This is a genomic window from Aeribacillus composti (genome assembly GCF_007827555.1).
In the GTDB taxonomy this organism is placed as follows: domain Bacteria; phylum Bacillota; class Bacilli; order Bacillales; family Aeribacillaceae; genus Aeribacillus; species Aeribacillus composti.
Genome location: NZ_VISS01000001.1, coordinates 1 through 13,088, shown reverse-complemented (window position 1 = coordinate 13,088; position 13,088 = coordinate 1). Strand labels below are relative to the sequence as shown.

At 35.8% G+C, this 13,088-nt stretch carries 13 protein-coding genes and 1 pseudogene; 12 read left to right on the top strand and 2 right to left on the bottom strand.

The annotated features are described in order from the left end of the window. Window positions 1-45 precede the first annotated feature (45 nt). The 10 genes from FB379_RS00075 to FB379_RS00030 all read left to right on the top strand — a co-directional run bounded on the left by FB379_RS00075 (window position 46) and on the right by FB379_RS00030 (window position 9,198). Window positions 46-933 carry an FAD binding domain-containing protein gene (locus FB379_RS00075; protein WP_144596574.1) on the top strand — a complete coding sequence of 296 codons (888 nt, stop codon included), beginning with the start codon at window positions 46-48 and terminating at the stop codon, window positions 931-933. Then, window positions 920-1,411 (top strand): (2Fe-2S)-binding protein, encoded by a 492-nt coding sequence (locus tag FB379_RS00070; RefSeq protein WP_144596571.1) that lies wholly within the window; start codon window positions 920-922, stop codon window positions 1,409-1,411. The genes FB379_RS00075 and FB379_RS00070 overlap by 14 nt, the downstream gene beginning before the upstream one ends. 7 nt (window positions 1,412-1,418) lie before the next feature. After that, a complete protein-coding gene (locus FB379_RS00065; RefSeq protein WP_144596569.1) occupies window positions 1,419-2,978 on the top strand; it encodes a class I adenylate-forming enzyme family protein in 1,560 nt (519 codons plus the stop codon). A gap of 30 nt (window positions 2,979-3,008) precedes the next feature. Beyond that, on the top strand, window positions 3,009-3,797 hold the full coding sequence (locus FB379_RS00060; protein WP_066248247.1) for an enoyl-CoA hydratase/isomerase family protein: 789 nt from the start codon (window positions 3,009-3,011) through the stop codon (window positions 3,795-3,797). Between the two features lie 97 nt (window positions 3,798-3,894). Continuing rightward, window positions 3,895-5,145 (top strand): benzoate/H(+) symporter BenE family transporter, encoded by a 1,251-nt coding sequence (locus tag FB379_RS00055; RefSeq protein ID WP_144596567.1) that lies wholly within the window; start codon window positions 3,895-3,897, stop codon window positions 5,143-5,145. 788 nt (window positions 5,146-5,933) lie between these two features. Continuing rightward, complete coding sequence (locus FB379_RS19150) at window positions 5,934-6,239, top strand: TIGR04104 family putative zinc finger protein (RefSeq protein ID WP_144596565.1); 306 nt, start codon at window positions 5,934-5,936, stop codon at window positions 6,237-6,239. A 946-nt stretch (window positions 6,240-7,185) separates the two neighbouring features. Further along, entirely contained in the window at window positions 7,186-7,584 is a 399-nt protein-coding gene (locus tag FB379_RS18650) for a hypothetical protein (protein ID WP_144596563.1), read from the top strand. Between the two features lie 521 nt (window positions 7,585-8,105). Continuing rightward, complete coding sequence (locus tag FB379_RS18645) at window positions 8,106-8,249, top strand: hypothetical protein (RefSeq protein WP_242009256.1); 144 nt, start codon at window positions 8,106-8,108, stop codon at window positions 8,247-8,249. 192 nt (window positions 8,250-8,441) lie between these two features. Beyond that, window positions 8,442-8,621 (top strand): hypothetical protein, encoded by a 180-nt coding sequence (locus FB379_RS18640; protein ID WP_242009255.1) that lies wholly within the window; start codon window positions 8,442-8,444, stop codon window positions 8,619-8,621. Between the two features lies 1 nt (window position 8,622). Continuing rightward, window positions 8,623-9,198: an HXXEE domain-containing protein gene (locus FB379_RS00030; RefSeq protein ID WP_199757318.1), complete on the top strand. Its 576-nt coding sequence runs from the start codon at window positions 8,623-8,625 to the stop codon at window positions 9,196-9,198. Between the two features lie 531 nt (window positions 9,199-9,729). Here the strand turns inward: FB379_RS00030 and FB379_RS00025 are convergent. After that, window positions 9,730-10,839 (bottom strand): IS4 family transposase, encoded by a 1,110-nt coding sequence (locus tag FB379_RS00025; protein ID WP_144596560.1) that lies wholly within the window; start codon window positions 10,837-10,839, stop codon window positions 9,730-9,732. Between the two features lie 208 nt (window positions 10,840-11,047). Between FB379_RS00025 and FB379_RS00020 the strand changes: the two genes are divergently transcribed. Continuing rightward, window positions 11,048-11,248, top strand: coding sequence for a helix-turn-helix transcriptional regulator (locus FB379_RS00020; protein ID WP_066248232.1), 201 nt, complete (start codon window positions 11,048-11,050; stop codon window positions 11,246-11,248). A gap of 5 nt (window positions 11,249-11,253) precedes the next feature. Then, the gene (locus FB379_RS00015) at window positions 11,254-11,682 is read left to right on the top strand and encodes a hypothetical protein (RefSeq protein ID WP_066248228.1); all 429 of its coding nucleotides are present in this window, start codon (window positions 11,254-11,256) and stop codon (window positions 11,680-11,682) included. Window positions 11,683-12,252: 570 nt separating this feature from the next. On the opposite strand, the pseudogene FB379_RS18635 reads toward FB379_RS00015, so the two are convergent. Continuing rightward, window positions 12,253-12,927 (bottom strand): annotated as a pseudogene (locus FB379_RS18635) (ISL3 family transposase). Window positions 12,928-13,088: the final 161 nt, after the last annotated feature.

Genomic DNA, 13,088 nt, shown 5'->3' with positions numbered 1-13,088 from the left:
CTCTCTAAAGAGGATTCTAAAAATACTAAACGAGGAGGGGAGTATATGAAACCCGTAAAATTTGATTATTATTCCCCGAAAACAGTTGATGAAGCTTTAACACTTTTAGAAGAAGCAGGATTTGACGGGAAAATCATTGCCGGTGGTCAAAGTCTTGTACCAATAATGAACATGAGACTATCATCGCCAGAATGTTTAATTGACATTAATCAGCTTCATGATTTGCAATTTATTGAGTTTGATAGTGACAAAGTTAAAATTGGTGCGTTAACGAGGCAGGCGGAAGTTGAAAGATCAGATGTAGTTCAGAAGCATTTAGGGCTTCTAAGTGAAGCGGTTCCCTTTATTGGGCACGTTCAAACGAGAAATCGGGGAACATTTGGGGGAAGTCTTGTTCATGCTGACCCAACAGCTGAAATTCCTCTTTCATTGATGGCGCTCGGAGGGACCCTTCATATTGCTTCTAAAGAAGAGGTGCGAGAAGTAAACGTCGAGGATTTCTTTATTACTTATTTAACAACTGACATAATGCCAAATGAGATGCTGACGGAAATTCACATTCCTATAGAACAAGAAAGAAATGGATATTCATTTTATGAAATTTCTCGTCGTCACGGTGATTTTGCACTCGTTGCCTCTGCTTGTCAATTAACGATTGATCATTTAGATCGCATTACAAATGTAAGACTTGTATTAGGCGGTGTTGAAGCAACGCCATTGTTAATAGAAGGGGCAAACGAATGGATGAATGGAGAGGTTTTATCTGACTCCCTTCTCCAAAAAGTCGAGGATATAGTGGATGAAATGGTAGATCCAGAGTCAGATATACACGCAACTGCTGAATATAGAAGACATCTTTCGAAAAAATTGGCAGTGCGTACGGTGAAATCAGCCTACGAACGAGCGAGGGGTGAAGCCAATGAGCGTTCATGAAATTGAAGTGACGATCAACGGAAAAAAATATAAAGAACAAGTTGAGTCGAGATTGCTGTTAAGTGATTTTTTACGAGAAACGTGCGGTCTCACTGGCACGCATGTCGGCTGTGAACATGGTGTGTGCGGTGCTTGCACGATCCATTTAAATGGTTCAGCTGTTAGAAGCTGCCTCATATTTGCGGTTCAAGCGGATGGGCAGGAGATCACAACAGTAGAAGGTTTGGGAGAAGACGGTCAATTAACTCCATTACAAAAAAATTTCATTGAATGTCACGGCCTTCAGTGCGGGTTCTGTACACCTGGAATCTTAATGTCAGCAACTGACTATTTACAAAAAAACCCGAATCCTTCCGTTCAAGAAATAAAAGAAATGCTATCAGGACATTTATGCCGATGCACGGGTTATGTTGGAATTATAGAAGCAATTCAAAAAACAGTTGAAGAAAATAGTAATCATGTTCGGGTGGAAAGGTGATGATGATATGAACCTTTTAACTCTTTTTGAATTTGCTGTTGAGCGTCATCCAAATCGACTTGCTGTTGTAGAAGGAGACAGAAGGTATACGTACAGGCAATATCATAACGAAGTGGAGAAAGTCGCTGCTTCACTTCAAAAAATCGGCATTAAACAGCATGATCGCGTTATGATCCTTTTAAAAAATCGTCTTGAAAATACGGTGATTTATTGGGCGCTGCAAAAAATTGGAGCCATTTACACTCCAATTAATTTTCGGCTTTCGGTGAAAGAAGTTGAGTATTGTGTAAATGATGCTGAGGCTGCTGCTGTCGTATACGAGAGCGTAAGCCAAGAATCCGTGCTGAAAGCAAATCTTCATCAAAAACCGATACTTATTGGGTTCGGCGAAGTAGAAGGAGCTGATATCTACTATGATGAACTTGTTGAAAGAAGTCCTGGCAGCTTGGAAAAGCCAACGATAGATGATAACGATATCGCTCTTATGCTTTATACGTCCGGAACAACAGGAAAACCGAAAGGAGTTCCACGAACGCACAAAAATGAATATAGTGCAGCGCTAGCCCATATTATCCAAAACCAATATCAAGACGGGGAAAGTACATTAGGGACAATGCCGCTTTATCACACAATGGGAATGCGCTCCCTTCTATCTATTATGTTTTTAAATGGAAAATATGTTATTCTGCCTGATTTTGATGCAAAGGAAGCGTTGGAATTAATAGAACGTGAAGAAATTACATGCCTTTACTTAGTACCTACGTTATATCACGATATATTAAATCACGCTGAATTTCATCATTTCGATTTGTCTAAGTTGAAAAAAATTGGTTATGCAGGCGCTTCCATGACAACAGCTTTAACAGAAAAATGTATTGAGATGTTAAAGCCTGAAGTGTTTGTGAACCATTTTGGCAGCACTGAAATTTACACATTTACAATAAACCATAATGTGAAGGAAAAACCAGGATGTGCCGGTAAGCCAGGCTTTCATCAGAGTATCCGCATTGTTAAGGCAGATCCTGATGGCAATGCAACTCCAGAGGATGTAGTGGAAAAAGGAGAACTGGGAGAAATCATTGTCAATATTGAATCACCAGAAAGCTTTAAAGGCTACTGGAATAGACCAGATGCTACAAAAAAAGCCATTCGGGATGGATGGTATTTTACTGGAGACCTTGGCAAATTAGATGAGGATGGAGATTTGTATGTCGTCGGACGTGTCGATGATATGATTATTTCCGGCGGAGAAAATATACATCCTCTTGAAGTAGAAGATGTTTTAGCCAAGCATCCGAAAGTGCATGAAGTTGCTGTAATTGGTGAAGAAGATGAGCGCTGGGGCCAAGTTGTTTCTGCCTATGTCGTACCAAAAGATCCGTCACTTACCATACAGGAACTTGACGATTATTGTAAAAATAATACAAAACTTTCAAACTTTAAACGTCCAAGAAAATATGTATTTATTCAAGAAGTACCGAAAAGCGCTGTTGGGAAAATTCTCCGTCGTAAACTCAAAACGGGAGAATTTGAACTATATATAAATGAAAGTGAAAAAATCGTTTAATTTTTTCAAAAAAGAAAGGGGAACCAAAACATGGAAGCAGTAAAACAATATGATCACATTCGAGTTGAAAAAAATCCGGAAAAAAAGACGGCAACAATTGTTTTCGACCGTCCAGAAAAAATGAATTATATTAGCATGCTAGCTCGCTCGCAATTTCCAGAAATTTTTGATGAGTTAAATAAAGACGATGATGTTCGCGTCATTATTATTAAAGGTGAAGGAGATAAGGCATTTAGTGCAGGAGGGAATATCCCTGAATTTTTGGAAGTGCATCAAGAAGAATTATCACATCTTGCTGTAAACGTTGCAGCACCAGAACGTTCTCCAAAGCCTGTCATTGCTCAGCTTCAAGGCTATACGTTTGGAGTCGGTTTTGAAATTGCTATGGCATGTGATTTTCGAATTGCAGCAGACGACACATTATTAGCACTGCCTGAGATGAATCTTGGTATGATTCCGGGAAGCGGCGGAACACAAAGGGTGGCTAAAGCAGTAGGATTAACTCGCGCAAAAGACATGATTATGCGTGCAAGAAGAATTCCTGCTGAGGAAGCGTATCAATGGGGCCTTATTACAAAGGTTGTTCCAAAGGAAGAACTAGAAAGCGCTGTCGATTCACTCGTTGAAGAGCTTGTAAACTTCTCTCCGCTTGCATTAAAAGTATGTAAACAAGTACTCAATGCAGCCGATGAAACACCGCTTAGTGCAGGAATTGAAATAGAAGGAAAAGCCTATGGATTGCTTCGCACTACAGAAGATTTCAAAGAAGGTGTCGAAGCATTCGTCGAAAAAAGAAAGCCGAATTTCACAGGAAAATAATATTGAAATACGAATTATTCGTGCTCCCCAACTATAGTTGAGGGAGCATATAAAAAATAGTTATTTTCAGAAAATTCATAATAAAAGGGGGTATACGATGAATACCGAACGAAAAGGATTTACGAAACATTTAAATATTAACACAGTGAGCGCTGGTACACTTGCCGCTATTTTTGGATGTACTGGTCCAGCTTTAATTATTATTGGTGGAGCAGCAGACGGTGGTTTAACACATGAGCAGACGATCTCGTGGCTCTTTGCTGTTTATTTCTTTGGTGGATTGTTGGGGATTTATTTGGCTTTAAAATATCGCCAGCCGATTGCAGGAGCTTACTCTATTCCAGGTGCAGTACTTGTTGCAGGTGCATTATCACAGTTTTCTTTAAATGAAATAGCGGGTGCTTATTTTGTGGCTGGTGTCATTGTCTTACTACTAGGAATTACTCGTACAATCGGAAAGATAATGAACTGGATACCCGTTCCGATCGTAATGGGGATGATTGTTGGGGCCATGATCCGGTTTGGAACCGGAATGATTACATCTATTGAAAAAGCCCCGTTGATCGCAGGGGTAGCAGTTCTCGTATACTTGCTATCAGTACGATTTATTAAAGTCATACCGCCAATTTTAACATCTTTCATTGTTTCTGTTTTTTTAGTAGTAATCATGAACGAATTTCAAATTCAAGATCAGCAAAGTAGTTTTATTCTTCCACAAATTTTAATACCTTCATTTAGTCTTGAGGCAATAGTATCTGTTTCAATTCCGCTTGCTTTCTTAGTTATCGGAGCAGAAAATGCTCAAGCAACCGGTGTATTAATGGCTCAAGGATACAAGCCGCCTGTCAATGTTATGACAATAATAAGCGGAATTGGTGGGATGGTCACTTCTTTCTTTGGAGGACATAATGCAAATATTGCCGGTCCTATGACGGCCATTTGTGCTTCAGAGGAAGCGGGGAAAAATAAGGAAGGACGTTATGCATCTGTTGTGGTAAACGGTATTTTATTCAGTTTATTTGGATTACTTGCCGGCATCGTCGTACCGTTTGTAACGGCTCTACCATCTGTACTCGTTGGTACTATTGCTGGTCTAGCAATGATTAGCGTACTGGTGAACTCTTTACAAAGTGCTTTTTCTGAAACTAAATTTCAAGTTGGAGCGTTTTTCGCATTAATCATTGGTATGTCGGATATTAGTTTTTTTAATATTAGTTCACCGTTTTGGGCATTAGTTGGAGGAGTGTTGGTTTCCTTGTTAATCGAACCTCATCATTTTCAAAAAGAACATGAGGATAATTTTGATCTTCCTGAGAAAATGGATCGTGCCATTTCTGAAACATTTTAAGGTGTTCAAATTCAAAATGACACAAATTAAAATCGCTTTCTAAAAATCGTTTAGGTTCTGCCTAAAAGATTGTTGTTTTACTATTTCTTTTTGATTGTCCTAGATAGTCGCAAAGCAGCAAATCTTACGAAAACAGCCTTAACAACAACAGGATGAAAAAATTTTTTCTAAATAAGATCTGTTTTGTACAAGCCTATCGTACGATTGCTTTTAGACCTCCTTCTTTAAAACGTCCAAAAAGAAGGAGGTTAATTGATTTTATCCATAAATATTTACTCTACTTTATCATATTTTTTATGTTCCGAACTTATTCATTGAAACGAGAAACATATCGATCCCATTATTTTTAAATTCAGCTTAACAGTAAAATCCACGTTTGATCCTAATTATTATGTTCGAACTTTCGATAATATTTGCTTAATCCTTCTTTGGTTAAGTCTTCTGTCTTAACAAATCCTTTTGACTCATAAAAAATATCTTTTTCATGCTATTATTACTCTTTTCACCTAAAGATCGGCATTGATCATTCTTGATTATTTGCAATATTCCTCTTTTTCATCATAATACATACACTTATAATTTATTATATGCCGACAATAAGTGAAATTTCTGCCTTTATTTTCACACATAATATCCAAACATTTCACTCATGAAAACATGATACACTCCACGGATTTGTAACAGGTTACATCAGTGTAAAATAAAAGCTATTCTCTAAAAGATCGTTGTTATCAATCATAGAGAAATATATATCATATGGTAAAATAAAGTAAAAAGGGGTAGTTTCAATGGGATTGCCAAAATGTTGTAAATGTAACTATCCATTTAGTTGGAGAAACATATTTCGTGCTTCGTTCAAATTTAGCCAAGAAATAAAGTGCCCTAAGTGTGGAACAAAAATGTATCCAACAATGAAATCAAGACAAAAAATGGGTATAGCAACTTTTGTACCATTGGTCATATCTTTTGCATTACAGGTATTTGGGCTTCCATTCAAGTTTACTATGTTGATATTTTTGTTGTTGTCAGTTTTGGGTATGATATTGCTGCCATTTTTATATTCGTTTGTCGATCATGAGGAGCCCTTTTGGTGAAAAAGGACGTATTGTTAAAGCTGATGATAAAAGGGTTTTTACGTAATCTTGATGATAGGGAGGAGTTTTATGGAGAATATTAGTGTGTAAAGTTTTTAGCTTCTCATCTTAATTCAATAATCCCGATTTTTCATCAAAAGGACGTCAGAACCGGTACCCCCGTATCGTCTGAAAAAAATCCCCGCATATAACTATAGTGTCAATGAGAGAAGCTGTCGTTTACGATTACGAGAGAAGAATTTTTTTGTTCAAAAGAGATATATGAAAGAGGAATGAATATTTTCTAATAATATAAGGAAATTGAGGATCGAAAACAGTTCAGAAATCAATTCAATCTCTCAATTGCTCCTTCGAAATGAAAGAAAAAATGAGAAAGTAGGTTGGATCTATTTAAGCGATGCCTTTCAAAAACGAAAGAGGGTTTTTCCAAAATTTCTATTTTTATTGAGGAAGACGAAAAGACATTCGAACTGTTATCGAGGACATCGTTTGATCTCTACCGATTAGTAAGAGCAAAAAAGGATAGAAACGCAAAGTACGTTATGAGAAAAATCTCTACTCAACATCTTCTGAACTTGCGCAAAAAAAGTATGGTTAAAGATTACAAATAATCATTTGATTGTATTAAATGATCAGTAAACGAAACATCGTTGTTAAATTATGAAACGCAACAAAAGACAATCATCCGAGAATGGAAAAATCAGCGAAAATTATTCTGAATTATGTGATAGATTCTTAATAGATCAACAAAAAGTATCTATAACCGCTCTTGCGAATGTAGAGAGTGTCGAACTTTCTCCATTTAAGCGAAACATTGCTTAAAGTGTTTTTAAACATCATACTCCAATTACCATGTGAATACATGAAAGTTGATGCGATTGATATCGAAATGACCGCAATATGGTATAATAATAGTTATATTTATAATGAAGAAAGGAGCATACCGATGGCTGAAATTACAAATGAAATGATTTTGCAAGCGATTAAAGAACTGGCTGAGCAGCTAAAAAACCATTCAGAAGAAACGAATAACCGGTTTGAACAAATTGACCAACGGTTTGAGCAAATTGATCGACGGTTTGAACAAATTGATCAACGGTTTGAGCAGATTGATCGACGGTTTGAACAAATTGACCAACGATTTGAACAAACCGATCAGCAGTTTGAACAAACGAAGCAGCAATTGGTCGAAATCAATGAGCGGCTCGACCAAGTTGAACAAAAGATCGAGGAGATGGGCAAACAGCTCACTGATGTAGCAAACGGTCAAAAAATTCTTGTGGAAGAGTTGTTTGAAAATAAGAAAGAAATCAAGCGAGTCAAAAATATTTTAAACATATATTAACCGCATTGATCTATTAAGCGTTTCTTTTTGGACAAAACCGTTAGATAAAAACAAAATGATGTCTGAAATTAGCTTTTCGCCTCCCTGTTTTCTTCAAAATAATGTCAAACTTCTTCGCTGTTTTCTATTTAGCTTTATTCGTTCCTATTATTATCCAATTAATACTATCCCCGTTTTAACACATAATCCCCGGAATAGGATCTGGCTTGTGCTGTCTACAGTGTGAGAAAAAAGACGCAACAAAGGATAAATCCCCATTCAAAAAACAGCGGCTGTCTCATCGGTTTAACGACCATTGCGGCAGCCTCGTTATGCTTTCACCTTATTGATTAATTTTTATTATAAATGCAATAATTTTTTCTATCAGCGAAAGCAAAGATTGACATTAGCTTTAAGCGCCTCAGGCTTTTTACTTTCGGTACTTTCCATTCTTCCCTGTTTTGAAAATCTATTTACAACAAAGCAAATTTTTCCTATAATTATAACTAACTAATTAGTTAGTTATAAAAAAGAGGTTCTTGTTGGCTGTAAAAAAAGGCGAAGTGAGTAAGAGAAAGTTATTTCAAATGCCAGAAGAGCTTTTTACGGAAATAAGGTTTTCAAAGTATCAAAAGGAGCGAATTTGTTGCAAAAACAGGCTTAACGCAAGCTTTATTTTACTTTAATTTCAAGAGTAAGGAAGATATCTTTCAACAAATATTTCAAAATTTTGATCAACAGTTAATAAAACTAAGGGATGTTGGAAAAATCTGTTGAACTATCGCTATCGGATGTCAAAGTTTTGTAACCAACATGTTTATCAAAATGTTTACTTTTTTAGGAAAAAAACAAATCAGACAAGGAGACAGTGATCAGATTTGAAAAAGATTGATATGTTCAATAACAAGCGATTCGGAATTGTAAAAGAAAAAATTGACACATGGGTGGCAGCAGAGTCCATTGTTACTATTACATCGATATTTATTAACAGGAGAAAAAGTAAAGTAGGACAGATGTTTTTGGGCGGAATTCAAAATCGTTCGAAAAGCGGTGATTGAAATGGTATTAGAATGGATGGATTCTCAACTTCATTTGATTAGCGTGCTTTGGTTATTTCCCATTTTGTTTATGTTTCATGATTTCGAAGAGATTCTTACGGTGGAGAAGTGGACCAAACAGAACAAAGAACAAGTTCTTGCGGTTTTACCTAAATCAATACGAAAATATTTTTATAGCAGCTTTCAGATGACAACTGTTCAATTTGCGAACGATGTATTTTGGATTTTCCTTACCATTACAACAGCAACATGTTTAGCCGTCATTTTCTCTTTTTACTATATTTTTTTAATGTTACTGTTTATCTTTTTTGCCCATGTGTTCACACATTTAGGGCAAGCACTCTACCTAAGAAAATACACTCCTGGTGTAATCACTTCCATCATTCTAGTGTTGCCCTATTCTTCATATACCTACTATCGATTGCTGAAAGAACAAGTCATAAGCGGAACAGATATATTGTGGAGTACTATTGGAGCTTTCATCATCGTGCCAATATTATTTCTGTTTCTGGTGAATGAAAGAAATAAAGCTACAAAAAAAGTTGAGGAAGATGGTGCCGGCAAGAATTTTTTGTAATGTAAGATAGATAGGGCATCTCTGAAATGGATTACCTTAAACAATTTAAGAAAGACCAAATTTGATACAATTGTTATACATGATATCAAAATATTTAACAGAAATATCATTAATTGGTTTATACAAAATGGATTTCATTTCAGTTTGTACTTTAAAAAATTAATAGGTTGTGTAAAGAATTATTGAACGAATGGAGAGATCACTTATTAACTAACGGATTCCCTTTTAAAGTGCAAAATTAAATAACTTTTGAAAGTACATTAAAAAGCAGGGTAATTGTCATATCAAATTACCCTGCTTTTTTCTCCTCTTTGGCAAATCAAAAATATAAATAATGTAAAATTTTTTATCCAAAATCAGTAGCGTTGCATAAAAAATAAAAACATTTTATGCAGAATTTTCTGAATAAAATATTTTATAATAAACGAAAAACAAGGCAGTAACCAACTAAAGGTGATCACTATCCATTTGGTAATAAATGTATTTGTTTTATTGTTACATGGCTACTGCGCTTCGCCGACTTTTTTCAACTCATTCCCGTTGAATTCGTTCCACCCACACGGTACTTGGTTTCCAAAGAAAAACGCGAAGCCAACGATAAATCTGGGTGAGAGAATGTTTCGATTTCATTTCAAGTTGAATAAGAATGAGTAAACAGTAAGAAATCAGAGCTAAGTAAACCTGATTTTCTACAGCTTCTGGACTCGTTCCATAAAGATGTTTGAGTGTTAAACGTTGCTTAATCCACTTAAAAAATAGTTCAATGGCCCATCGAGAACGATAGATATCACCAAGTTCTTCTGGATCTAGGTCGAATCGGTTCGTAATGATTCGAATTCGATTCCCGTCCGAATCGAATGTTTCGATTAATCGAAAGACATTTTCCGTTCGTTTTTGTGGTGTCCCAATGACCACCATCGAATCAGATAAAATAGAGGAATTGGATGGGACAGAGAACGATTCAAGAAATCGAACATAGGCATTCTTTTTCAGACGGGAGGCGAAAAAGAGGCCTTTATCACAGTAATAATCGAACTTTTCGTAGTCTACATAACCACGATCAAACACGTACATGGCATCTGTTTCGTCGATCAGTTGTTCCATTTGTGTTCGATCATTGTTCCCTGCTGGGGTCATGACCATTTTTTCCGGATAAACCGTATCTTCATTGACAAACACCAGTCGTAAATGAACCTTAATTCCCGACTTCGTTTTGCGAAACGTAGCCCATTGATATTTTTTCAGATTCAGTGAAATGGTCGTAGAATCCACGATTTTTAAGCCACTCACCTGACTGGAGGAATTCGTGGACATCTGGCGGATTTGATTCACTAAATCCAGAAAGATTTCTGCGAGCAATTCGGGTTTTACTTGGCGATGTTTTCGAGAAAGTTGTGAAGCACTAATAGATGTCAATCCTAATTCTCGCTGAAAATCATCCAGTAACGCATCATCGGCGATGGCGCGCAGTCCTTCTCGTTGTTGAAGTTGAGCATGCAAAAACAAAAGTAAATACGCTTTTGTGGTTAATTTTTTCGTATATTTATCTTGTTTCATCTCTTCAATTCTTTGTGTAAATTTAACAGAATTGAGAGGAGTGACCCATTTACCAAATGAAGAAAATAGTGTATCCTTGTCCATAGGCTTCATCCTTTATATTGGATTTGGACAGGGACCACCTGTACCATCCATTATAAAGGATTTTTTTATGGACTTTTTTCAATTCGGAATTTTCGAATTAAATTAATGCAACGCTAGTGATCCAAAATGTAATATATATATTGAATTATGTAATATATATTGTATAAAATGTAATATATAAATTACATTCAGAGAGGGTTTTGAAATTGTGAAAAACAATCTTAAAGTTGCTCGTATCCAAGTAAATCTGACCCAACAACAACTGGCAAAAAAGGTTGGTGTAACTCGCCAAACTATCAGTTTAATCGAAAAAGGAAAATACAATCCTACTTTAAAATTGTGCCTCGAAATTTGTTATGCGGTTAATAAAACGTTAGATGAAATTTTTTGGGTAGACAAGGGAGAGTGATTAAATTGCAAAAAATAAAAGACGAACGATTATTATTGAAAAATCTGCAAAATTTACGAATTGCCTACATTTTACAGACACTTGGAATCATCGGAATATTAGGCTATGACCTAATAACAAAAGGAATAGATGGAATGAGAGAAAATCCATTATGGTTTGTGTTTATCCTTACAACGGTCGTATCAGCTTTCTTATCAATGAACATTAGTGTGGAATATGAAAGTCAAAAAAGGTCACCCAAAAAAGGATTCCTAATATCACTTGTTGTATTAACACTTATTTCAACTATAATAGGAATCCTCACATCATTAAGTGAAGGATTTACTGCAATTAATGGTGTTTTAATTGCAGGAATAATTTTTATATGTGGAATCGTTCCGATTTCTTATCTATATTATTTGAGAAAGAAAAGCATAGATGATCATACAGATTGAAGGAATAAACAATTGGAAAAACTTTTTTAAAAAATATTTAAAATTAAATAAACGAATAGCAGGCGAATATTCCGTGGCTGTTGTCCCACCAAAAAGAATGGCCTAAATTCCAGTGAACGATTTAAACGTTGAGGAAGATTTTATATATTTTTGCTTTTCAAAGTTTACAAAATCAATGATAGCAGCCTTTGTTTTTTTGTCATGTAGACACCTCATTTGTTAGTCTATTATTACTATGAGCATTTTGTAAAATTAGATTTTTATTAAAAAGAGTTTTAAAAGAAACCCAAATAAATTGGGGTATTTTGTATCTTTGGTTTACAAATATTCTGTTTGTCCTTTTTTGGGCGTACTTGCAGAATTTTTCGCTTTAAAAATTTTTTGTCTCATCACCATATTCTGTGATGTTCACACAATTCCGGAAATAAGTTAGCAAGATTGATACTCAATCTAGAGTAGCTCCTTCGTCAGCTTGCAGACCACTAAGTTGGTAGATGAAGGCGGTCAAGTGCTTTCCTTGACGGATTCCATTCTACCAACTACAATGCGGAAAGCTGATGAAGGGCATGGTTAAGCAACCTGATTTTTATAAGTTTTACCTGTACATTCCAAAAATACACGTAGCCGAAATCTTTCAAGGTTTCTGAAGCCAAAAGCACGTCTTTTGATGTTCTTACTCTTATGGTTTGTACCTTCAATCCGGCCATTCGTAAAAGGGGTAAGAAAATATTGTAAAATTTGTGCCTTCCAATTTTCTATCGTCTTGGCTACTTGATGAAATGAAGGAAATGGGCTGCTCCATGCGAGTTGAATCTATTCTTCTAAGAGTGAATCAGCTGTATCATAGTCATTCACTTGGTATATTTTTCTAAATAGTTCTTTTAGAAAATAGGCATATGACAATTCTGAATGCTCTTTGAGCATCTCGTCTAATTGTTGTTTTTCATTAGCCGTTAACTTTTCAGAACCTTTCAAGAGTTTAAACCGTCCCTTTTTTAGTCCAGGAGTTTTCTTTCTAACTTGGTCAAGTGCATGTGTCACCTTTTGCACCACATGATATTTATCAATGACGATACAGGCCTCTGGGAATATAGATTTAACAGCTTTATGGAAGGGATCCCACATATCCATAACAACGGTATGAACCCATTTATTAGACAGAATCTTCTTGGCAAGTAAGATCTGAGTTGAATGATAACTCCGTTGATGTTCCATACCAAGCACACTCCCGGATTGGGTATCCATAAGAACTGTTTCATATCGGTGACCCTTTCGGACAGCGATCTCATCAAGGTTAAGGATTAATTCATTGTTTTCTAAAACACTTTCAAGAGTTTCTAAATGCTCCTTCTCTTTTTCTTTAGCAACGGAATAAAATATTCTTTCAACGGTTGTATAAGGTATTT